Source organism: Paenibacillus sp. 1A_MP2 (assembly GCF_052244825.1).
Taxonomy (GTDB): Bacteria; Bacillota; Bacilli; order Paenibacillales; family Paenibacillaceae; genus Paenibacillus; species Paenibacillus vandeheii.
Genome location: NZ_JBQQCS010000001.1, coordinates 1,686,129 through 1,708,432, shown reverse-complemented (window position 1 = coordinate 1,708,432; position 22,304 = coordinate 1,686,129). Strand labels below are relative to the sequence as shown.

Below are 22,304 nucleotides of genomic sequence, written 5' to 3'. Positions count from 1 at the left end.
CTTCCTGTTGGGATACAATAAAGACGATAACGCATTCAACCGTCCCTTACCGGATTTGGAAATATACATTGCAGGAGGAATACAATTCATGAACGAAGCCGCATCAACACTGGAGGGCTGGTACGCCCTGCATGATTTTCGCTCGATTAACTGGGCCGCCTGGAAAGCAGCCGATGATGAGGAACGTGCCGTAGCACTGGACGAGCTGGAGGAATTCTGGAAAGAATGGAAGGAAGTCGAGAATTCCTCCCAAGGGAGCACAGTCGTGTATACGGTTGTGGGCCAAAAAGCCGACCTTGTCATGATGCATTTGCGTGAAACGCTGGAAGATCTGAAGGCCGTTGAGAATGCCTTCAACAAAACGATGTTTGCCCAGTACACGACCAAATCGTATTCTTACGTCAGCGTAGTGGAGCTGAGTAACTATCTCAGCAAAGAGGGCGAAGACCCGATGCAGAACCCGGAAATTATCGCCCGTCTCAAACCCGTACTGCCACAGCGGCAGTACATCTGCTTCTACCCGATGAACAAAAAACGCGAGTTGAACGACAACTGGTACATGCTGTCCATGGATGAGCGTCGTACAATGATGCGCAGTCACGGCATGATTGGTCGCAGCTATGCAGGCAAAGTGAAACAGATCATTACCGGTTCCGTTGGTTTTGACGACTGGGAATGGGGCGTTACGCTGTTTGCGGATGATGCACTTCAGTTCAAGAAGCTCGTTTACGAGATGCGCTTTGATGAAGTCAGTGCCCGTTATGGCGAATTCGGCTCTTTCTATGTGGGAAGCCTCCTGAACGAAGAAACTTTGGAAGACATGCTCAAGCTGTAATCGTATAAATCACAAAAAGCACCGTGATCCCTCCAAGAACAGGGTCAGCGGTGCTTTATTTTTTTCGAATGAATATGAAATGTTCAATATTAAATGGATGACTCAGGTTCTTTGGGATAACGTGATTGCTTAATCCTCTTAATCCTGATCCTCTTCATCAACCGCTTTCAGAGACTCCAGAAATTCAGCTGTTGCTCTGTCACGGTCACGTCCCTTCTCCTTAAGCCGCTCGATGGCAGGCAAAATGAGAATATCCACTTCCTTCTGAACGATGTAAGCCAGATCATACTGATCCTGTTCCTCCAGATAACCACCGACTTGCATCAGGGCGTTGTACCGATCCAGTTCTTCTCGCGTGAGTAGTCCTCTGACCTGAACACTGCAATGTCTCATCCAAAAAACCGCCCTTTCTTCAGTACCAAAGGAATGCCACCGATGATAAACAAGTACCGGAGATCCACCAGCTTTTTCAGCTGAGCCGCTTTCCAGCCCTTGTACTTCTTACCGCCTACGACAGCGATAGCTTCACCTTTCCCCAATGACGCGACCGTACCTTTACTTGTAAATACAAAAGGTTTTGGCTGCTTCTTGCGGATGGCAGCGACAACGTTTTTGGCACAGTTAACACCCTGCTGCATTGCGATCTGCGCGGTTGGTGGATATGGGCGCCCTTCATTGTTGAACACCAGTGAATTGTCACCGATAACATAGACGTGCTCATGCCCTGGGGCACGCAAAAACTCATCAACCTTCACCCGTCCACGCATCACTTCAAGGCCTGCCTGCTCAAGCAGGGCGTTTCCACGAATACCGCCGGTCCATACGACCGTTGCTGCATCGAGTTTTTCACCTTCACCCACAATGACACCGTCTGGCAGACATTGCTTGATCGGAACACCGATTTTGAAAGTAACGCCTTTTTTCTTCAACACGTTCATTGCATGCTCAACCAGTTCCGGGTCAAAGCCCGGCAAAGCTGAAGGTGCTGCTTCGACATTATAGATGTGTACGTTTTTCGGATTCACGTCGAATTCCTTGCAAAGCTGAGGAATGCGATCCGCAAGTTCCGCCACGAATTCGACACCACTGAAGCCAGCTCCACCCACGACAAAACGAATGCGGTTACGTTTATTATCGTTTTTGTACATGGCAAACTGATATTCGATATGCTCGCGAATCATTCGGACCGAGTTAATGCTGCGAATGGTCATCGCATGATCGAGCATACCCGGAATACCGAAGGTTTCCGGTTCCCGCCCAATCCAATAATCAGATAATCATAGGATAACGTGCCGTCCTCCAGAATGATCTTCCGATCCTGCAGCCGGATCTCCTTCACCGAAGACTTGACCAAATCAATCTTGAACTCGTCAATCAGCTTCGATATCGGGACCCTTGCATGTTCAATCGTATCTGTGCCGGCTGCCGGCATATGTAGATGTGTGGTGATATAATGATAATCATGCCGGTTCACCAATGTGACATCGGCCTCGTTATAGTTCAATTCCTTCTGCAGCCGCTGGGCTGTCAGAATCCCGCCATAGCCCGCGCCGAGGATGACGATTTTGGGAATGCTGCTCATGTCTGTACCCCTTCCGGTTTCGTTCGCATCAACCGTTCGTTTGTTTTGTTGTAAAAAGGCTCTTACTTACCCATATTGATGAGGTCTTATCCATTATGACGACAAATGTTAACTTCGCGAATTTATTTGAACTTTTTGCATGCAAGTTATCGATTAAAATTGTGAAATTATACACAAGATTCAACAAAACGCGGGTATTGTCTTCACATTACAAATTGGGGCTAAATTAGACAAAAAAACACATAGTACAGGTCAAGGATATCTGTATTTCTGGCAAATATCAAGGTTTTTTTTGTTATTTTTCATAACCTTTCATTTCCAATTTCATCCTATTCTCACCTGATCTTCATCTATTGTTCCCAGTTTCATCATACTGCCAACTTTGCAACCCAGTTTACACCGTTTATAATGAGAAAGACAGTTCAGCAACAAACGCTGGGTACAAAAACGTACCCGGCTTCATTATTTCTGTTAACTACCTATTAAAATAAGAAAGGTGTTGTTGATTCTTGACTGCACAAACTGCCGGTCATGACATGACCGATTTACTTATTATTGGTGGCGGCCCTGCGGGTCTGTTCGCCGCGTTTTACGGAGGGATGCGTCAGGCATCCGTTACTCTGGTTGAAAGTATGCCACAACTTGGTGGACAACTTGCCGCCCTCTATCCCGAAAAATTCATCTATGATGTAGCCGGTTTCCCGAAGGTGACCGCTCAGGAACTGGTGAATAATCTGGTGGAGCAAATGAGCCATTTTAACCCGAACATCCGTCTTGAGGAAAAGGTTGTTTCGGTAGAGAAACTAGAAGAACGTCACTTCGTCGTAAAAACCGATGTGAATGAATATCACGCCAAAGCCGTAATTATCACTGCCGGTGTGGGTGCATTCGAACCCCGTCGTCTGGAGCTTGAGGGTGCTGCCAAATTCGAAAAAACCAATCTGCACTATTTCATCAGTGATCTGAACGCCTTTGCCGGCAAAAAAGTACTGATCAGCGGTGGCGGTGACTCCGCTGTAGACTGGGCGCTCATGCTCGAGCCGATCGCTGAGCAAGTAACCCTGATCCATCGCCGCGACAAATTCCGTGCGCATGAGCACAGTGTCGAAAACCTGATGAATTCCAAGGTGAACATCGTTACACCTACCGAAATTACCGAACTTCACGGTGAGGACAGTATTACCAAGGTTACTTTGGCTCACGTCAAAACCAAGGAAACACAGGAAATTGAAGTGGATGATGTCATCGTCAACTTTGGCTTTGTCTCTTCCCTGGGACCTATCGCAGAATGGGGCATCGAAATTGACAGCAATTCCATCGTGGTCGATTCCCGCATGGAAACCTCGATTCCGGGTATCTATGCTGCCGGAGATATTACAACATATCCAGGCAAGCTGAAGCTGATTGCTGTCGGATTCGGTGAAGCGCCAACCGCAGTCAACAATGCCAAGGTATACTTCGATCCAGACGCCAAGCTGTCTCCAGGACACAGCAGTAACATGAAGCGCTAATTCCTTATGGAATCTTATAGAATATAAAAGACACAAAAAAGGGTATCTTACTCCTGAATGAATTCAACATCAGGAGGGATACCCTTGTCTTATATATGCCCGCTGTGTAACGGTCTGGTTGTACCGGAGCAGGCTTGTCCCCACTGCCTTCAGGGACTGTCAGAATGCGGCAAATTGGACGATTACACCGGACCATACAGCCCCTACGCCATTCACACTTCCTCTGACACGGCAGACGAATCCGAAAACGTTTGCAATCATATGATGTACTGTCACCAATGTCAGACAAGCACACTATGGCCTGTAAATCTATGGGACATGTCCGGAAAACTGTAGCATTGCCTGCAAATGAGGATCTCTAGTGAAGAATGGCAGATACGTCGGTACCCAGTTTGCGCTTATGGATTTCTGCCAACAGCAGTGCGATGAAATCTCGTTCGAGATCCAACTCAATCGCCTTATGGTAGGAGTCCAATAACATCTCATCGGATAACATAGCCATTTCCCGCCACAACCTTTCCTTTTTTTTCCTCAAAACTATCATATCAGAGATTTATAAAGAGAACAAGCGTTCTTGTTATCCACAACGTTATGTGGAAATCCTGTGTATAGTTTGTTGATAAATGGTAAAAATGTTGATTGATCAACGTGGATAGTGTGGATAGTATTTATACACAGGATCGAAGCTTATCGAACAGAACGATTATCATAGCATTTTTTTTAGAATAAATTCATAGTTTCAAGAGTTGATGCGAGTAAATTACCCTTAATTGTTAAATTCCAAACGTTTTCCACCTAGTTTCCTTCTATATTACTATCGGATTTTCTTTGGATTTTTTTAGCTTTTTTCACCATTTTCATTGTGGTCTGGTGTTCACTTCCAAAATCCATATCTTGCCTGAATGATCCAGTCCATAATCGAAACCGAGCTGCCCCACACCAGGGAACTGACTTTCCATGATCCGTGTACATGTGAGTGTCAATGAACGCATCTCTCGACGTTTATATTTTCCGGAAATATGAGGCAGTGACAGAGCGAGTGCTCTTCTGCCGGACAGCATCGTTCCTCCTTTGCTAAGATTGGTCACGACCAATCCCGGACGAGCGAGCCGTCCCACCATCGAACGGAATACCCAGCCTCTTTCTGTCTTGACGACTTTGACTCTGTAATCGACAGGTCTGCCTTGAATGGTCGCCAAATGAATGCCTTGCTGGATCAAGTATCTCCGTCTAGCTTTTACGCGGATTAGAGAGCGGTACATTTGATTAAAATGAGTAAAAGAACGGGTTATTTTCATATGAGTGTACCGGTAGGCTCCTCCACTTACTGATACTCTAATGACACCGTAACCTCCACCACCGACAACAGGTTTGATATACACCATTCCGTAATGACTAAGCATGTTTAGCAGATTCCCCGAGTTGAACGTCTTCGTCTGTGGAATGTGGACAGCGGCTACCGGATATTTCAACAGCGCCGCTGTCTTCAGCCATTTGCTTGCAAGCTGTCTCGACATGGGTTGATCTCCTTTCCTGAACAATAGTCCTTCCTTATACATACTCAACTGGAGCCGTGCTTTCTTGGATGTCTGTCCAAGGCTGGGGCCCCTTTTCCGTGGAAAAAGTCCATAAGCTTGTTTCAAGGCGGGAACAAGCGCCTGGTTTGCTTTTCAAACGCATCAATCTATCGTATGCTACTAAGGAATGGTTTGGAGAGGCTTAAATATGAGGATCTAAGGAGCGTTCAGAAGACATGGAATCATTTTTCAAATCACTGTATGGTGTAGCCTATTTTGCCATTTCTATCGTTCTGGTAGCCATTACGGTGCTTCTATTCGTTACAGGTATTCGACTGTTTATGAAGAAAAGCAATCGCGGTTTTGCTGTAAGTTGTATTCTGTTTGCCTGCTTTATCGTCTTCATTATAGTGGTCATGCTGACCACGCCCTTCACCTCGACGCCTCCGGGTTCACCAGAAGCCATGGCAGCCTTGCTGAGAATCGGGTAGATTAACCTCTGTAGAAGGAGATGCTTATGACACATAACGAAATACTCGGAATCATCGATATCGGCTCCAATTCCATACGTCTGGTTATTTATGAACTCGATTCGGATAGAGCCTATCGCATCATTCATGAAGACAAATATGCAGCTCGTCTAAGCAATGTGGTTGAACAAGACGGAACGATTCTGCGACATTCACTGGACAAGGCTATCACAATTTTGCGACAATTCAGGGCTACCTGCGAAGCTTATCAAGCCAAGCTCATCCGTGCGGCAGCAACAGCGGCCATTCGGAATGCAGGCAATGCTTCAGAAATTATAGGTTGGCTGGAAGCCGAGACGGGACTTACGATTGAATGTGTATCCGGCGATAAGGAAGCCTATTACGGCTTCCTAGGTGTCACTCAATCGATTGATCTGGCGGATGGTTATGTCGTGGATATTGGCGGAGGAAGTACCGAGATCACTGTATTCCGCGATCGAAAACGACTGCACAGCATCTCTCTGCCTATCGGAGCTGTGAACTCACACGCCCGTTATGGCGGAGAAGATCAGTGGACTGAAGCTAATGCGACCGCCCTCTGTAATGAAGTTATCCAGGCATTAAGTGACCAGGACTGGGTCAGACAACATCCCGGACTACCTCTCATAGGACTTGGCGGCACGATGCGTACCCTAGCCAAAGTTGAACAGAAGAGAACGCAGTATTCATTGCCGGTTACACATCATTATGAAATCGGTGCAGAAGAGATGGAAAATATCGCTCGTTCTTTGCCACATCTCACCTCGGCACAACGCAAGAAAGTACCCGGTCTTGCCAAGGATCGTGCAGACATTATTGTGCCAGGTGTTCTCATATTGCGCACGGTCTTCCAGATCATCCAGGGAGATCGTTATGTCGTGAGCGGAGCGGGGTTACGGGATGGTTTGCTAAGGGATCTCCTGGCTGCAGGTCAGCCGGTCGTGCCAGACGCGCTGAAGGACAGCATTCGCAACTTCATCCATTTTGGCCCACCGATTCCGGAGAAACGTCTAAATCGGATCCACCAGGATGCGCTTACCCTGTATACTGCTTTACAAGGTAGTTCCCCGATCCAGCAGATGCCCGGATCCTGTATACGACCTGTATGCTGCACATGGCTGGAAAACAGATTAACTATTTCCGTTATCCCCAGCACTCGGCCTATTGGATTATGAATGCGAGTATCTACGGACTCTCTCACCGGGAGACGATCCTTAGTGCCATTGCAGCCGATTATCATCCAAAAAAAGAACGCCCCAGCTGCTTCAAAAGCACAAGGACATTCTAAAGGATTCAGATGAACGGCATGCCCATCGCCTGGGCTCACTGCTGCGCGTAACTGAAGCGATCAATCGAGCTGAAAGTATCACTGCCATAAAGGCAGCAAAAGAAAACGACTCGCTGCAGATGCAATTCATCTGTACAGCCGAGCCGTTACTGGAACTGAGCGACCTCGAAGAGGCCGTCAAAGATTTGCAGGAAGCTTGGGGAGTTACGTTAACACACTCCATTCAGCAGGCTTCCAAGGGATAATCCCCATCGCCTCCGTCTGACTTCTCAGCGGGGGTTTTTCATTTTGTACAAATACATAATTGCCGCCAGGCATAAGCTCTCTTGCTTTCACATTATCGTTCAGAGACAGGTTCAGAATGTCCACCAGCATCTTCTTCAGCTCTGGATCAAACACGGGACACATCAGCTCAATTCTTCGCTTCAAATTGCGGGTCATCCAGTCTGCACTGGACAGATACACATCCGGGTTCCCACTATTTTCAAAATAGAACAGTCTGGAGTGTTCCAGGAACCGGTCCACGATGCTGATCACACGAATATTCTCACTAAGTCCCTCTACACCAGGACGCAAGCAGCATACACCGCGCACGATCAGATCAATCTGTACTCCGGCTTGAGATGCCAGATATAATTCATCAATGATATCTTGATGGGATAAGGAATTGATTTTGGCAATAATCCTGGATGGTCTTCCCTTCAAGGCATGCTCTGCTTCCCGTCGAATAAGCGCGAACAGTTCGTCCTTCATGCCGTCTGGGGCGACCCGGAATGCCTGCAATGCTTTGGGTCCGGAATATCCGGTAATCTCATTGAACAGTTCCGATGCATCTTCGCCAATGATGGGATTGGAGGTGAACAGTCCCACGTCGGTATACACTTTGGCTGTGCTTTCATTGTAGTTACCTGTTCCAACATGCACGTACCTTCTTAGACCACTCTGTTCTCTGCGTACGACAAGAATGATCTTGGCATGAGTCTTTAATCCAACCAATCCGTAAACCACATGACAGCCTGCTTTCTCCAGCGTGCGGGCCCATGCAATGTTTCGTTCTTCATCAAATCTGGCTTTCAATTCAACCACAACGGTCACTTGTTTACCGCTCTCGGCAGCATGAGCCAGTGCAGGAATGAGACGGGAATCCCCATTCACCCGGTATAACGTCATTTTGATCGCCATGACGCGCGGATCTTCCGAAGCCTCTACAATAAAGTCCGTTACCGGTTCGAAGGATTCATATGGATGATGAACGAGCACATCCCGTTTACGCAGCAGCTCGAAGTGACTTTCCCGTGGAAGGAACTCCAGAGGATAGACAGGCTGCACCGGACTGTATTTCAGATGAGAGAAGCCTTCCAGACTATCCACAAACCCGGCCAGAAAACTCAGATCCAAAGGTCCATCAATTTCGTACACAGGATCTTGAATATCGAACTCTTCCCGCAGTTCAAGCAATGCATCCGGCCGGAAATCCGTACACACTTCCAGTCGTACCGGTGCTCCCCGGCGTCTGCGCCGCAATTCCTTCTCAATTGCTTCAAGTAAATCTTCCGCTTCTTCTTCATTAATGAAAAGATCCGCATTGCGGGTCACCCTGAATTCCTGTACAGCCAGTGGAACATATCCGCTGAAAAGGGTATGAATATGATGTTTGATGAGATCTTCGATCAAAATGAACGTTTTCTTTTTACTATTCGCCCGAAGAGGTACAGGAATAACCCGAGGAATATTGGAAGGCACCTGCACAATAGCCAAAAACGGCTCCCCCTCCTGCTCTTCTTCCTTCTGCAGCATCACGGACAGATATACAGATTTGTTGTGTACCAGTGGAAATGGGCGACTCTGATCAATAGCCATCGGTGTTAATACCGGAAAAATGATCTCATGAAAATACTGGTCCATTGCTCGCTGCTGGGTCATATTCAGATCTGTGTATTCCTGAAAATTGACGCCTTTCTTGGCAAGAAGACGAATGAGCTCACGATAGGTTTTATATTGTTCGGCGACCATGGTCCCCGTTCGTTTAATCAATCTGCGGTACAAACCCGAAGGGGTGTAACCTGTAAAATCCTTTTGCGTAAATCCAGCCTTGATCTTCTCTTTCGTCTCCGCTACCCTTACACTTACGAACTCGTCCAGGTTACTGGCGACAATGCCAAGAAACCTCATGCGTTCCAGCAGTGGTGTTGTTGGATCTTGCGCCTCCTGGAGCACACGACGATTAAACTCAACCCAACTTAAATCACGGTTAACGTAGTTACCTGTTTTGACATCTCTATGCATGTATGGCCTCCGAATGTGTTGCATATCTTTTTTGAATCAATATTCTGATATAATTAATTGTACTATTCGTGATTGGTTACAAGCGTCATCAAAGTGTAAACGCTATGTAAAATTTATGTAAATGATACCTCATAGCGATAACTTTTTCCATCCCTTTACAAAGAGCAGGAGACAGAGTAAAGTGATGTACAGTGTAAATTGTCCGGTTGCTATCCATCATCCAAAATTGCATTTGTTAAAGGAGTATATAATGAAATCGAACAAACCTAGAACGTTACAAAAAAATATAGAGTTTTTCACGGCTGCACTATCCCAATGCACGGTAACCGCATGGCAGGAAGATCCAGCGGGCGTCTATTGTGAAGTAGGCCGTGGCATCGTGGAGCGGATCAGCGAAGACAGCGTAAGAATTCGCAACGATAACGGTACGAAAAGTCATTATGACCGGGATATTACGATGTTCCAAACCGAAAAATAATTTTACGTAAATATGAAAAAAGACTAGCTTTCCGGAAAAGAGTGTTGTATACTCTTGGCACAAGGAAAGGAGGTGCGTCAACATATCTAATCACATGTTGAACGTGTCCCTTACCCGATCCACTAGCTTAATTTAACTGATGCTGGTGGAGGCGCGGGATACGGATCAAGGTTTCAAAAAGCGCCACGGGTAGAAAAGCCGTCTTCGGACGGCTTTTTGTTTTGTCTTTTTTCGCAGAGGTTGAAAAAACAACCAAAATATTGGAAATGAACCCTGTAGTTGAGCAAAGGATGCCCGATATAATTAGGTTGCAACTCAACCCATATTCGAGGAGGCATATTGTAATGTTCAAAAATGTAAGGGGTTTCAATACATCCATCGCTCTGGTCTTTGTTTTGTTATTCACCTCTATTATGCTGCCCACAGGCCAGCATGCCAATGCAGCACCAAGCTTCGCCAAAGGGGCCGACATCAGTTGGGTTCCCGGAATGGAAGCGCAAGGTTACAAATGGAAAGACAAAAACGGCGTACAGCGTGATATTATTGATATTTTGAAAAATGATTACCAGATCAACTCCGTTCGTATTCGTGTCTTTGTTAATCCTTCGAATGATTATGGTAACGGTTACATGAACAAGGATCGTGCAGCAGCTCTGGCCCTGCGTGCCAAAAATGCAGGCATGAGCGTCATGCTCACTCTGCACTACAGTGATTCCTGGGCTGACCCGGGTCAACAAACCAAACCTGCGGCGTGGAAAAACTACACGTTCCAGCAGCTGATGGATGCTGTATGGAATCACACGCGTGAAGTTATGACAGCCATGCAGAGTAAAGGCGTAACCCCGGACTGGGTACAAATCGGTAACGAAACAAGCAACGGTATGTTATGGGAAGATGGGAAAGCATCCACCAACATGAAAAATTATGCGTGGCTGGTGAACACGGGTCATAATGCCGTGAAGTCCATCAGCACCAGCACCAAAACGATCGTTCACCTAGCAGGCGGGGATGATAATGCCCTCTTTGTATGGAATATCGGTGGCCTGATCGATAACGGTGCCAACTTTGACATGATTGCCATGTCCCTCTATCCTTCCGCCTCCGGCTGGAACACGGCTGTCACCAATGCGGTAAACAATGCCAAGGATCTGATCAACCGGTATGGCAAAGAGATTATCGTATCGGAGATCGGGATGGATAACACCCAACCGGCAGCTGGTAAAAGTTTTGTCGCAGCGATGAAAACGCAATTCCGCAATCTGCCGAGCAGCAAAGGTAAAGGTGTATTCTACTGGGAGCCTGAAGCAACGCCGGGTTACAACGGCGGTTACAGCAAAGGTGCATGGCAGTCTAATGGCTTGCCGACCGTAATGTTGGAAGGATTTGTCGACTAACACGGAGATAAGTATCTGATGAGCAGCGGGTGGCGTTACGGTTACGGATCGTTCTTTCGATCGCTGTTATCCCCGGATTTTTTTGAATGTCCTATTCCATAGGACAAAATCCGGGGATAAAGGCGAACGCTTTGCTTCTTCAGAATCGATTCCGTCCCCTCCACTACGCTCGCTGCTTGTAGGATACTTCTAAAATGTGTTTAGTAGGAATTTGGGGTAATAAATGATAAAGGTGCTGCTTCTAATAGGAGCAGCATCTTTTTTGGTCTAGAAAGCCCTCTTGAAGGCTTCATGTGTTGTTTAACACTTCAATGTGGTCTGAACGTAAATAGTCTTTTCGCTCATATACTTATATAATAAGATAAAAGATTCAGACAGCACACTTATTCTAAAGGTGGGGAAACGTATGGGATTTTTAAAAGAACTGGGTCAGTTTGCTGGGGAAGTTACTGGGAAAGTACTGGGCGGCACCGTCAGAGTGGCTGGGGAACTTGCAGGAAGCCCATTCATCAAAGAAATTGGGAATGGCGTAGAGAAAGCTACGATTAATACAGGGAAGACAGTAGGCCAACTTGCCAGCGGTACATATGATATGGCCAGTGGTGTGATCAGAAAAGACAATACAGCATTAGACGCTGGACTTTCCGATATTGGAGGAGCCGTTACCAATACAGCGAAAGGTGTAGTGGTATCAGCGAAGTATGTGTATAACGGTGGCAAAGATGTTTTTGTCGGCATGAAAGACGAGGACATGGAAAGAGTAAAGCTCGGGGCCAAGAATCTGATTGCCGCTGCGGCAGTCACTACATTGGCTGTAGGACTCGTAGATGCCATGGATGGTATGGAAAGTATAGAGTCGGTAGAGTCGGCAGAACTAATAGAGAATCCAAATACAGATGATATTACACCACACTAGGCAGTCTGAAGAGGACTACGTTCAGTATATCCGGATTACGTACACCAACTTCATAACGATACAAAAAAATGGACGCTAATCTCGTAAGGATTGGCGTCCATTTTCCATCTCTTTTAGTTCGAATCAATTACTTCGCTTCGCCTACAACCGTAAAGCGCTCGTTTTTATGCAGCGGGTTCTCGATCTCGTCCACCAAAGCAATAGCATAGTCAGCATAGCTGATGTAGCTGTTGCCTTCACTATTGACCAGAATGACATCATTACCTGCTTGGTATTTCCCTGTCCGAACACCCTCTGGATTAAAGAAGCCCGCCGGGCTCAGGAATGTCCATTGAATCCCAGAGGAAGCTTGCAGATCCTGCAAATTTTTCCCTGATTCGTCGCAGTTGCTTTGTACGCATCAGGGAATCCTGGAGAGTCCACTACACGCAGTGTTTTCGAATCGTCCGTGAACAGGCTTCCTGCTCCGCCAACAACGATCAGTCGAGTATTCGGAGCATCTTTCAGAGTATTAATCAAGGCTTGTCCTGCTTCCACATGCAGATTCTCTTTCCCGGCTGGCGCACCGAATGCATTGACGATGACGTCAAATGATTTGGCATCCTCTGCCGTGAGGTCGAATACGTCTTTTTCAAGTACATTCAGACTTTTATCTTCCACCTTGGATGCATTCCGAACGATTGCTGTCACTTCATGCCCTCTATCCAACGCTTCTTTCAAAATCAAATTTCCCGCTTTGCCTGTCGCGCCAATAATTCCAATTTTCATCTTAATCTCTCCTTTGGGTTCGTATTTATAAACTTTATAATGTAACTATATTAGTTACAACATAACTTGTCAACTTACAAAAAAACCTCCATAACGTGATTAGTACGAGACTAATCCGCTATAGAGGTCTTGATTCACCATGATTAACAATCTTTATCAGGTACGCCCGCTTCTTCACGTGTACGGAAGGATGATCCACAGCCGCAGGTTGCCACTGCGTTCGGGTTGTGGATGGTGAAACCGCCGGACATGCCGGATTCTTCAAAATCAATTTCGAGTCCATTCAAATATTTCAGGTTTTCCTTCTCTACAACAACCTTCATATTCTGAATATCCATATAGAGGTCCTCATCGGACTCTTTATCGTCAAAGCCCATGGCGTACGAAAATCCGGTACAACCGCCCGGTGCTACGCCAAGACGCAAGAACATACCAGGTGCCTCTTGCTGTGCAAGCATTTCTTTCAATCGGTCTGCAGCCGTTTCGCTGATGCTAATCATGCCAGGTCACTCTCCTTTTCGTTAACTCTCCCTTAAATTATACTCCACCCCGTCAAGGGGCTCAAGTCATCTTTGCCTGTTTCCGCGTTCCCCCTTATCTCCTTTTTCTTCCCAGTGTATTGAACCCCCGGGACACGAGGTTTATAATGGGTAGGTGATCGCTTTGAAATGTCGATATTTTGTCATGACTTATTCAGGTGATGGGCATATATGGAGTTGTAATTTTTTTCACATTTCGAGACTGCACGCAGTCCCCAATGCATATAGAGTCACAAGACTCGTTTACATGAAAAAATTAGTTTTACGTACGCAGCACAAGCTGCACCGGGTAAATAAGAGTTAGTCCACATAAGATGGCGGCAGATGACCGCATCTTTTCTATGTAGTTCTGTAAGTAAGTCCTACAACCCAACTCGATTCCGGTTAAGAATAGGAGGATACAACATGTCTACATTGGTAACACCGTTCACAGACAAAAGAATGGCTGAAATCGTTGAGAAGGTACAGAACGGCGTAAGGCTGAACGTAGAAGATGGCGTTTATCTGTATGAATCGGATGATCTGCTGACTTTGGGCCAATTGGCCAATGAGGTCAACCTGCGTAAGAATGGCAAGAAGGTTTACTTTATTGAAAACATGAGCCTTTATTTTACCAACGTATGCGAAGCCCACTGTGCTTTCTGTAACTTCCGCAAAGATCAAGGCGAAGATGGTTCTTACACGTTGTCCGGTCAGGAAATGATCGATTACGTAGAACAGCATATTCACCCAGGTGTACGCGAGTTCCATATTGTAGGCGGACATAACAACCATGTTCCTTTTCAATATTATGTCGATTCCTTGCGTGCTTTAAACGAAAAATATCCGGATGTTACGCTGAAAGCCTACACGGCTGCCGAGATTGATTTCTTCACTCGTATCAGCGGACTGAGCATCAAGGAAGTGTTACAGGAGCTGCAAAAGGCAGGTTTGAAATCACTGACCGGCGGCGGCGCAGAGATTTTGTCCGATGAATACCGTAAAAAAATGCGTGTGGACAAAGCGAACGTTGACCGCTATCTGGAAGTGCACCGTACTGCTCATAATCTGGGCATGCGCACGCACACTACAATGCTTTATGGATCCATTGAGTCCTATGAGGACCGTGTAAACCATATGGCACAAATTCGCGAGCTTCAGGATGAGACGAACGGATTCATGGTCTTTATCCCTCTATCCATGCAGCCGAAAAGCAAAAACGCGAGTATCATGCGTCGTAACTCCGCTTACGAGGATCTCAAAACGATTGCGATCAGCCGTCTGATGCTTGATAACATCGATCATATCAAAGCCTACTTCATCAACATCGGTCCACAGCTGACTCAAGTTGCCCTTGGATTCGGTGCTTCGGATGCACACGGCACGATCGTTCGCGAACGGATTAGTCATGCAGCAGGCGCACTAACGCCTGAAGGTCTCACCCGCAAAGAGCTTATATGGTTAATTAAGGGTGCTGGGCGTATTCCTGTGGAGCGCGATACGTTCTACAATGAAATTCAAGTGTACGAGTAGCATGTAACAAGAGCATCACTCCAGCAGTCGACTTTCAAGCTACCCGGGAGCCGTTTGGAATGGAGGGGTGCGAATTGCTGGAGCATATCCGTAATTTTAAATTCCTATTTTCAATCATTTCAAATAAAAAACAAAAGGAGCAGCTATGTTATTGCATAGCTGCTCCACAGGTTACAGCCCCGTTCACATGGGACTGATGCAGAAAGGAAGCCAAGTCATGAAAAATTTCGTCATTCTCGGAGGCGGCTATGGTGGCCTCACAATTATTAAAGAACTTTTGGAAGGCAAAATCCCGTCAGATACACAAATCGTGTTGGTGGACCGGAGCCCATTCCAAGGATTGAAGACAGAATATTACGCACTCGCAGCAGGGACCGTATCCGACTATGACCTGCGCATCCAGTTTCCAGTGAGCGACAAAGTCACTTACCGTTACGGAGAAGTAACTTCGATTGACCTGGAACAGCGTCAGATTGAATTTGAAGGCCAGGACCCGCTGGAATATGACAAGCTCGTAATTGGACTTGGATGTACAGACCGATTCCACAATACGCCGGGAGCCGAGGAATACAGCTGTACCATTCAAAGCTTCAGCAAAACACGGGAAACCTACCTTCGTCTTAACGAAGTCAAAGCGTATGGTAACGTGCATATTGTCGGCGGTGGATTGAGCGGCGTTGAGATGGCTGCCGAGCTTCGTGAGAGCAGACCGGATCTGAACATTAGCATCCTGGACCGTGGTGAACGTGTATTATCCGCTTTCCCGCAGCGTTTGTCCGCTTATGTTCATGAGTGGTTTAACGAACACCAGGTCGAGACACGTGGACATATCGCCATTTCACATGTTGAACCACATGCCATTTTCAACCGGGATGAAGAAATTCTAACGGATGCGGTAGTCTGGACTGCCGGAATTCAGCCCGTAAAAGTCGTACAGGATCTCGATGTGACAAAGGACCCACAAGGTCGTGTCGTACTGAACGAATATTATCAAATTCCAGAATATACTGATGTCTATGTTGTAGGTGACTGCGCCAGCGTGCCTTATGCACCAAGCGGTCAAGCTGCCGAAGTACAGGGCGAACAAATCGCTCATATTCAGCATGCCCTCTGGAAAGGCGAAAAGCCCAATCCGCAGCCACTCAAGCTTCGTGGCACACTCGGTGCACTCGGCAAGAAGGCTGGGTTTGGGCTGATGGGCAAAACGTCTATGATGGGACGTGTGCCTCGTATTTTAAAAAGTGGCGTGCTCTGGATGTCCAAGCGTCATCTCGGTTAATCGAGATCAAGCTCGCTCCAGGCATCAGCTTCGGCAATTTTGGCCAATATTGCGTTATATAAATCCTCCACTTTGTCGGTAATGACAAGCTCGCCATTCACCAGTGCAAATGGAGTCATGTAACATTGGCCGCAATTGCTGAGGCAGCCGTATTCTATCACATCATAGTCTGGATTTTCTTCCAGTTGATCCATGACTTCATCTGTGCCAAAATGCATATTATTGGCACAAAATTCAATAATCGGTCTCATGTAGGTTCACCTGCTTTGTTTGACCATTTTATTTTATGGCCATTTGTAATATAATATAGTGAGGAAAGGAGTTGAAAAAAATGAGCGAAAACGCACAAAGCACCATGTACGATGAGGTATCTGAAGTGCTTGACAAACTTCGTCCGTTCCTGCAACGCGATGGCGGTGACGTGGAACTGGTCGACGTGGAGGACGGCATCATTAAGCTGAAACTGGTCGGTGCCTGCGGCAGCTGCCCAAGCTCCACCATTACCTTAAAAGCCGGGATTGAACGCGCCCTTCTTGAAGAAGTTGAAGGTGTCGAAGAAGTCGTACAAGTATTCTAATCAATCCTTCACGAAATAAACTTCAAGAGCCTTTCGCTTCGCATGAAGCGGAGGGCTCTTTTTTGTGCAAATGAAGGCAGTCCCTTTTTTCATCGAACCTGATTATGCCTTATCCTTGCATTTCACGCCTAAGTCCGCACTTCGCCATCCTCACGCAGGATGTTGGGACGAATCGGATCAAGTCCTCCAGATACATCCATAATGTTGCCTGTTATAAAATCGGAATGATCGAGACACAGATAGGTGATCACTCGCGCAATATCTTCACCACTTCCGGGACGTCCTCTTGGCGTTTCCTCGTCGGTAATTCCTGCCATCTCATCAATCGTTTTTTCCTTGTTGGCACCGCGAATATCACCCGGACATACCATATTAACCGTAATGCCGTAAGGAGCTTCCTCCACAGCAAGTGTCTTTGTAAATGAAACGAGACCTACCTTCGCCGCAGCATACACCGCTCGATGAGGCCATGATCTTGCTTCTCCCGCATGACTGAAGCCAAAATGTATAATTCTGCCCCACTGCTTGCGCCGCATTTCCGGCAATACACGCTGATCCAGCAGCATCGGTCCAAGCAGGTTTCCTTGCACAAGCATCTGAACTTCAGCTTCCGAATACTCGGCAAATAGTCGACGTTCACGGACAAACGGACCGGCGTTGTTCACCAGAATATCAATGCTGCCTAACTTCTCTTCGACCTGTGCAACCAGCATGGTGATCTCTTCTGTCTTGGAAATATCGGCCTGGACGGCAATACACCGCACACCCTTGGCTATAATTTCAGCCTCTAATGCCTCGGCTTCCGTACGACTGTGTACGTAATTCAGGGCAATATGGCACCCCTGGTCCGCCAGACGGAGAGCTGTCATTTTACCAAGACCTTTGGCACTTCCCGTTATGAGGGCAATCTTTCCCTTCACGTTCATCCCCCTCTTCAAAGAGCAGTCACTCATCCAGTATAAAAGATTTATCATTCCCCACAACTCGCGTTTCCCACCAATCTGTACCATTTGCAAGAAAGTGTAATTTAAGGACTAAATACTTATCTTTCAAATAACTTAAATAAATTGAATTAGGTCTTTTGAAGCAAAATTAACCCTTTATATCCATATTTCCCTTGTCTGGCCCGGATGCCTATGGTAATGTCGATAAGTCCTTATTTTCTTATGAATATAACGACACAATACATATGTTCATGTAAATGACTACATTGCATGACACCTTCGAAAGGGATATAACGTAAATGAAAAGATGGTTAGCCTCTCTACTCGCAATTTTGCTTGTCGCCTCATTTCAAGCTCCATTCTCGACCACAGCATCTGCAGAAAGTGAAAGCAATAGTTCCACCGAAGATTATCAATGGATTGATGGGCCGTCAAATGTAGTACTTGATAACAAAGCAACATTAACCGTAGCTGAAAATCTCTCCTATCTCGATGCAGCTAACACCCAAAGGTTTCTGAAGGACACGGACTCCTTCCCCAACGGAACGGAAATTGGAAGTATCTATGGCGCCGGTGAAAACTCCAACTGGTATGTTATCTTTGAATATAACGATACCGGCCATGTCGATGACAGTGAAAAGGACGATCTGGATGCTGATGAACTGCTCGATAGCTACAAACGAGGTACAGAAGAGCAAAATGAGAAAACCACACCCGAAAATCAGCTGTTTATTACCGGATGGGAGATTGAGCCCGCCTATGACAGCACCAAGCATCAACTGATCTATTCTCTTGGTCTTGAGGATGCAGAGCAGGCAAAACTCGTCAATTACAATGTGAACGTACTCACCCGCGAAGGGTACATCGGTGTTATTCTCGTTACGGATAGTGCTAATTTTGAAGAAAACCGCAAACAGTTTGAAAGCTCCGTGCTTAATCAGCTCAACGTGACCAAAGGAAACACGTATGAAGAGTTTGATGCATCCGTAGACAAAAAATCTGAACTTGGCCTAACCAGTCTGATTCTCGGTGGTGCTGGTGTGGCTGTAGCCAAGAAAGTCGGTTTATTGCTCTTGCTTAAAAAGGGGTGGTTTGTCATCGTAGCCGCCATTGTTGGCGCTTTTGGATGGATTCGTCGCAAGCTGACTGGCCGCAAAAAGGATACTGACCCAGGAGATCAGAATTCGCTATCTCCTGCTGAAGAAGCTTACCAACAGCATGCTGCCGGACAGGAGTCCACAGACTATGACAGCCAACAGACAGATGGACGTTCGGATACTGATCCGAATAAACGTTAAATCTTATAAAGTAAAGTACTTAAAGTGCTCTACATCGAAGCGCTTAACATAACGTACAAAACAAAACGCCCTGCCTTCTCTACAAAGAGAAGGCAGGGCGTTTTGTAGTGGCTCCATAAGAAGTGGAGCCGGGTCTACCATTAAATTTCAACTTAATCGTTTAGCTTAAAACGCAGGTTCTACAGCACCTTGATAACGTTCTTTGATGAATTTTTTAACCTCTTCGGAATGTAGGGCTGCAGCCAGTTTTTGGATGGCATCTGCATCTTTGTTATCTTCACGGGATACGAGGATGTTTGCATATGGGTTACCTTGCAGGTCCTCGATTAACAACGCATCCTTCTCCGGGTTCAGATTGGCTTCCAGCGCGTAGTTGGCGTTGATGAATACCAGGTCTGCTTCATCCAGTTGACGAGGCATCATGGCTGCATCCAGCTCGATAATATCCAGGTTTTTTGGATTGGCTGTAATATCCTGAATCGTTGAAACGATATTGGTGTCATCTTTGAGCGTAATCAAGCCTTCTTTGGCCAGCAACAACAGTGCACGTCCACCGTTGGACGGGTCATTCGGAATCGCTACTTTGGCACCGTCTTTCAGCTCATCCAATGATTTGATTTTTTTGGAGTAGCCAGCAAATGGCTCAACATGCACAGGTGTTACAGCAACGAGGTGAAAACCACGTTCTTTGTTCTCTGTATCCAGGTAAGGCTGGTGTTGGAAAAAGTTCGCATCCAACTGTTTATCTTCAAGTTGTTGGTTAGGTTGAACATAGTCATTGAAAGTCACGATTTGCAAGCGAATGCCTTCAGCTTCGAGTTCAGGCTTGATGCTTTCCAAAATTTCCGCATGTGGTGTAGGTGATGCTCCCACTTTCAATTCGACGGTGCGCGGTGCGCCTCCAGCATTGTCAGCGCCGCTGTCGGAATCCTTGTTGTTTCCGCAAGCCGCAAGAACCGCAATCAGCATAATGCTTAGTAGAGCAAAAGACCATTTTTTCATGTGTAAAACCCCTTCTCCAATAATTTTTTTGCATTTTGCACCAAGTCGATACCGAATCAGGCAAATGCTATATATGTGTTATTTCCTGGTGAACCATTTAACCAAACGATCGCCAGCCATCTGAAGCACTTGCACCAGAATAACCATAAATACAACAGCTATAATCATAATTTCATTCTGATATCGATAGTAGCCATAATTTATTGCCAATGTTCCCAACCCTCCACCACCAACCATGCCCGCCATCGCCGTGTAGGAGACAAGGGTAACGATGGTAATGGTAATTCCGGCTAACAGACCCGGCAGTGCCTCTGGCAGAAGCACACGCCTTACAATCTGTCCGGTTGAAGCTCCCATCGCCTGCGCCGCTTCGATGACGCCTCGATCCACTTCACGCAGTGTAGTTTCCACCAACCGGGCAAAGTATGGAGCAGCGGCAATGACGAGCGGTGGTATAACACCCAGTACGCCTGTAGCTGTGCCGACCAGTGAACGCGTGAACGGAATGAGTGCAACAATCAGAATGATAAATGGCACGGATCGCAGAATGTTTACAATAAACGAAAGTATAGTGTACACCACTTGAGACTTGATTGAAGCCGACCTTGCTGTCATGAACAGCAATACGCCCAGCGGCAAACCAATGATGATCGTGAACAGTCCCGATGCTCCCAGAATTTGCAGTGTTTCAATTGAAGCCTTACCGATTTCTTCCCAACGCACTGTTGAAAAATCCATTTAACGAAGCACCTCCACATCAAGTCCCTGGGCGATTAACTCATGAATGGTGAGGTTAATCTCATCCGACTGTCCCTCAAACCGAACGGTCAGCTGCCCATAAGGAACTTGTTTGATCGTCGAAATGGTGCCTTGCAAAATGGCGAAATCCACTCCTGTTTTGCGAACCGTTCTGGACAAAATCGCCTCATAGGTTTTATTGCCCAGGAAGGATATTTTCACAAGCTTAGAAGATCCGTCCGTCTGCAATGAAACATCTGCACTCGCCAGAGCAGTCTCTTCCAATGCTATCCCCACCTCATGGTCCCGCATCATAAAGTCACGCGTAATTGCATGCTGCGGCTTGAGGAATACTTCCGTCACCGGCCCTTGCTCCACGATGCCTCCCTGATGGATAACCGCCACCTGATCACAGATATTCTGAATCACGTGCATCTCATGGGTGATCAGAACAATGGTGAGGTTGTACTTTTCATTAATATCCAGCAACAACTTGAGAATCGAATCAGTTGTCTGGGGATCAAGTGCCGATGTAGCTTCATCACACAGCAGCACGTTTGGATCACTCGCGAGTGCTCTCGCAATACCCACCCTTTGTTTCTGTCCACCTGACAGTTGGGCCGGATATTTATTGCTGTGGTCCTCCAGTCCAACCAATGCGAGCATTTCCTTCACTTTCCGATCCATTGCATCCTTGGGAGTATTGACCAGCTTCAAAGGAAAAGCCACATTGTCATATACCGTAGCTGAGGATAACAGATTAAAGTGTTGAAAAATCATGCCGATCTTACGCCGTTGTTGTTGCAAATCGGTCTTGCCCAGACTGGTTAAATTGATTCCATCCACCCAAACCTCGCCGGCCGTCGGGCGTTCGAGCAAATTGATACAACGGATCAATGTACTCTTGCCTGCACCGGAATGACCGATAACTCCGAATATTTCACCCTTGCGGATATTCAAATTTAGATCCGATAAGGCCGTCGTACTTTTTGAACCTTTACCGTACGTCTTGGTTAAACCTTTTAATTCAATCAAAATTACTTGCTCCTTCCCACTGCTTACATGTATCTTTACCCGAATGAAAGGAAAACTCCCCTTCGATGTACAAAAAAGAGCCCCTTTTGCAGAAACAAAAAGGGCTCTTCACGTGAAAGATTATACCTTCTCATCTGCCAAAATTGTGCCTTGCACACATTTTGTAGGAATTAGCACCTAACATCTATAAAGAATGACACAGCTGTCATGCAGTTATAAATCGGTTGCCGGGCTTCATCGGGCCTGTCCCTCCGCCGCTCTCGATAAGAAATATTTAATTTATAAGTTCAGTAGTT

Annotated in this window: 23 protein-coding genes, 2 pseudogenes and 1 riboswitch; of the genes and pseudogenes, 13 read left to right on the top strand and 12 right to left on the bottom strand. The window is 46.4% G+C overall.

Going from position 1 to position 22,304, the window contains the following annotated elements; genetic code table 11:
- The first annotated feature begins 88 nt into the window (after nt 1-88).
- Entirely contained in the window at nt 89-835 is a 747-nt protein-coding gene (hemQ, locus tag ACTWJ7_RS08570) for a hydrogen peroxide-dependent heme synthase (RefSeq protein WP_285078464.1), read from the top strand.
- Nucleotides 836-973: 138 nt separating this feature from the next.
- Here hemQ and ACTWJ7_RS08565 read toward each other — a convergent pair whose 3' ends face one another.
- Nucleotides 974-1,228 (bottom strand): hypothetical protein, encoded by a 255-nt coding sequence (locus tag ACTWJ7_RS08565; RefSeq protein ID WP_024632648.1) that lies wholly within the window; start codon nt 1,226-1,228, stop codon nt 974-976.
- A pseudogene (locus ACTWJ7_RS08560) lies at nt 1,225-2,417 on the bottom strand (NAD(P)/FAD-dependent oxidoreductase). The gene ACTWJ7_RS08565 and the pseudogene ACTWJ7_RS08560 overlap by 4 nt, the downstream one beginning before the upstream one ends.
- A gap of 536 nt (nt 2,418-2,953) precedes the next feature.
- On the opposite strand from ACTWJ7_RS08560, the gene ACTWJ7_RS08555 reads away from it, so the two are divergent.
- Together ACTWJ7_RS08555 and ACTWJ7_RS08550 are read left to right on the top strand one after the other, a co-directional pair.
- The gene (locus ACTWJ7_RS08555; RefSeq protein WP_211754064.1) at nt 2,954-3,928 is read left to right on the top strand and encodes an NAD(P)/FAD-dependent oxidoreductase; all 975 of its coding nucleotides are present in this window, start codon (nt 2,954-2,956) and stop codon (nt 3,926-3,928) included.
- Between the two features lie 84 nt (nt 3,929-4,012).
- Nucleotides 4,013-4,264: a hypothetical protein gene (locus tag ACTWJ7_RS08550; RefSeq protein WP_285078465.1), complete on the top strand. Its 252-nt coding sequence runs from the start codon at nt 4,013-4,015 to the stop codon at nt 4,262-4,264.
- 22 nt (nt 4,265-4,286) lie between these two features.
- Here the strand turns inward: ACTWJ7_RS08550 and ACTWJ7_RS08545 are convergent, their stop codons facing one another.
- Both ACTWJ7_RS08545 and ACTWJ7_RS08540 read right to left on the bottom strand, forming a co-directional pair.
- Nucleotides 4,287-4,430, bottom strand: a complete 144-nt coding sequence (locus ACTWJ7_RS08545) for a sporulation histidine kinase inhibitor Sda (protein WP_024632651.1) — start codon at nt 4,428-4,430, stop codon at nt 4,287-4,289.
- A 355-nt stretch (nt 4,431-4,785) separates the two neighbouring features.
- Nucleotides 4,786-5,445: a YheC/YheD family protein gene (locus tag ACTWJ7_RS08540; protein WP_301881274.1), complete on the bottom strand. Its 660-nt coding sequence runs from the start codon at nt 5,443-5,445 to the stop codon at nt 4,786-4,788.
- Nucleotides 5,446-5,681: 236 nt separating this feature from the next.
- Between ACTWJ7_RS08540 and ACTWJ7_RS08535 the strand changes: the two genes are divergently transcribed.
- Genes ACTWJ7_RS08535 through ACTWJ7_RS08525 form a run of 3 tightly spaced genes read left to right on the top strand, consistent with a single transcriptional unit; the run spans nt 5,682 to nt 7,242 of the window.
- Entirely contained in the window at nt 5,682-5,936 is a 255-nt protein-coding gene (locus tag ACTWJ7_RS08535) for a hypothetical protein (protein ID WP_285078467.1), read from the top strand.
- Between the two features lie 26 nt (nt 5,937-5,962).
- Complete coding sequence (locus ACTWJ7_RS08530; protein ID WP_443145333.1) at nt 5,963-7,129, top strand: Ppx/GppA phosphatase family protein; 1,167 nt, start codon at nt 5,963-5,965, stop codon at nt 7,127-7,129.
- Nucleotides 7,060-7,242 (top strand): hypothetical protein, encoded by a 183-nt coding sequence (locus ACTWJ7_RS08525; RefSeq protein WP_443145332.1) that lies wholly within the window; start codon nt 7,060-7,062, stop codon nt 7,240-7,242. The genes ACTWJ7_RS08530 and ACTWJ7_RS08525 overlap by 70 nt, the downstream gene beginning before the upstream one ends.
- Nucleotides 7,243-7,446: 204 nt before the next feature.
- Here the strand turns inward: ACTWJ7_RS08525 and ppk1 are convergent, their stop codons facing one another.
- Nucleotides 7,447-9,528 (bottom strand): polyphosphate kinase 1, encoded by a 2,082-nt coding sequence (gene ppk1 / locus ACTWJ7_RS08520; RefSeq protein ID WP_301881272.1) that lies wholly within the window; start codon nt 9,526-9,528, stop codon nt 7,447-7,449.
- A gap of 250 nt (nt 9,529-9,778) precedes the next feature.
- Between ppk1 and ACTWJ7_RS08515 the strand changes: the two genes are divergently transcribed.
- The 3 genes from ACTWJ7_RS08515 to ACTWJ7_RS08505 all read left to right on the top strand — a co-directional run bounded on the left by ACTWJ7_RS08515 (nt 9,779) and on the right by ACTWJ7_RS08505 (nt 12,316).
- Nucleotides 9,779-10,006, top strand: coding sequence for a hypothetical protein (locus ACTWJ7_RS08515; protein ID WP_024632656.1), 228 nt, complete (start codon nt 9,779-9,781; stop codon nt 10,004-10,006).
- Nucleotides 10,007-10,350: 344 nt separating this feature from the next.
- Nucleotides 10,351-11,400, top strand: coding sequence for a glycoside hydrolase family 53 protein (locus ACTWJ7_RS08510; protein WP_443145331.1), 1,050 nt, complete (start codon nt 10,351-10,353; stop codon nt 11,398-11,400).
- 406 nt (nt 11,401-11,806) lie between these two features.
- Nucleotides 11,807-12,316, top strand: coding sequence for a hypothetical protein (locus ACTWJ7_RS08505; RefSeq protein WP_301881271.1), 510 nt, complete (start codon nt 11,807-11,809; stop codon nt 12,314-12,316).
- A 127-nt stretch (nt 12,317-12,443) separates the two neighbouring features.
- Here ACTWJ7_RS08505 and ACTWJ7_RS08500 read toward each other — a convergent pair.
- Together ACTWJ7_RS08500 and ACTWJ7_RS08495 are read right to left on the bottom strand one after the other, a co-directional pair.
- A pseudogene (locus ACTWJ7_RS08500) lies at nt 12,444-13,084 on the bottom strand (NAD(P)-dependent oxidoreductase).
- A gap of 143 nt (nt 13,085-13,227) precedes the next feature.
- Entirely contained in the window at nt 13,228-13,584 is a 357-nt protein-coding gene (locus tag ACTWJ7_RS08495) for a HesB/IscA family protein (protein WP_024632660.1), read from the bottom strand.
- 444 nt (nt 13,585-14,028) lie between these two features.
- On the opposite strand from ACTWJ7_RS08495, the gene mqnE reads away from it, so the two are divergent.
- Nucleotides 14,029-15,135 carry an aminofutalosine synthase MqnE gene (gene mqnE, locus ACTWJ7_RS08490; protein WP_301881268.1) on the top strand — a complete coding sequence of 369 codons (1,107 nt, stop codon included), beginning with the start codon at nt 14,029-14,031 and terminating at the stop codon, nt 15,133-15,135.
- 217 nt (nt 15,136-15,352) lie between these two features.
- Complete coding sequence (locus tag ACTWJ7_RS08485; RefSeq protein WP_301881267.1) at nt 15,353-16,414, top strand: NAD(P)/FAD-dependent oxidoreductase; 1,062 nt, start codon at nt 15,353-15,355, stop codon at nt 16,412-16,414.
- Here the strand turns inward: ACTWJ7_RS08485 and ACTWJ7_RS08480 are convergent.
- Nucleotides 16,411-16,665 carry a YuzB family protein gene (locus ACTWJ7_RS08480; protein WP_053783252.1) on the bottom strand — a complete coding sequence of 85 codons (255 nt, stop codon included), beginning with the start codon at nt 16,663-16,665 and terminating at the stop codon, nt 16,411-16,413. The two genes, ACTWJ7_RS08485 and ACTWJ7_RS08480, sit on opposite strands and share 4 nt — an antisense overlap.
- A gap of 80 nt (nt 16,666-16,745) precedes the next feature.
- Between ACTWJ7_RS08480 and ACTWJ7_RS08475 the strand changes: the two genes are divergently transcribed.
- A complete protein-coding gene (locus ACTWJ7_RS08475) occupies nt 16,746-16,991 on the top strand; it encodes a NifU family protein (protein WP_024632664.1) in 246 nt (81 codons plus the stop codon).
- 128 nt (nt 16,992-17,119) lie between these two features.
- Here ACTWJ7_RS08475 and ACTWJ7_RS08470 read toward each other — a convergent pair whose 3' ends face one another.
- Entirely contained in the window at nt 17,120-17,911 is a 792-nt protein-coding gene (locus ACTWJ7_RS08470) for an SDR family oxidoreductase (RefSeq protein ID WP_301881266.1), read from the bottom strand.
- A gap of 323 nt (nt 17,912-18,234) precedes the next feature.
- Between ACTWJ7_RS08470 and ACTWJ7_RS08465 the strand changes: the two genes are divergently transcribed.
- On the top strand, nt 18,235-19,233 hold the full coding sequence (locus ACTWJ7_RS08465; RefSeq protein WP_301881265.1) for a DUF2167 domain-containing protein: 999 nt from the start codon (nt 18,235-18,237) through the stop codon (nt 19,231-19,233).
- Nucleotides 19,234-19,398: 165 nt separating this feature from the next.
- On the opposite strand, the gene ACTWJ7_RS08460 is transcribed toward ACTWJ7_RS08465, so the two are convergent.
- The 3 genes from ACTWJ7_RS08460 to ACTWJ7_RS08450 all read right to left on the bottom strand — a co-directional run bounded on the left by ACTWJ7_RS08460 (nt 19,399) and on the right by ACTWJ7_RS08450 (nt 22,008).
- Nucleotides 19,399-20,235, bottom strand: coding sequence for a MetQ/NlpA family ABC transporter substrate-binding protein (locus tag ACTWJ7_RS08460; RefSeq protein WP_024631236.1), 837 nt, complete (start codon nt 20,233-20,235; stop codon nt 19,399-19,401).
- 78 nt (nt 20,236-20,313) lie between these two features.
- Nucleotides 20,314-20,973, bottom strand: a complete 660-nt coding sequence (locus tag ACTWJ7_RS08455) for a methionine ABC transporter permease (protein WP_024631237.1) — start codon at nt 20,971-20,973, stop codon at nt 20,314-20,316.
- Complete coding sequence (locus tag ACTWJ7_RS08450; protein WP_024631238.1) at nt 20,974-22,008, bottom strand: methionine ABC transporter ATP-binding protein; 1,035 nt, start codon at nt 22,006-22,008, stop codon at nt 20,974-20,976. It lies immediately after the preceding gene.
- Between the two features lie 127 nt (nt 22,009-22,135).
- Nucleotides 22,136-22,278: riboswitch (SAM riboswitch) on the bottom strand.
- Nucleotides 22,279-22,304 lie beyond the last annotated feature (26 nt).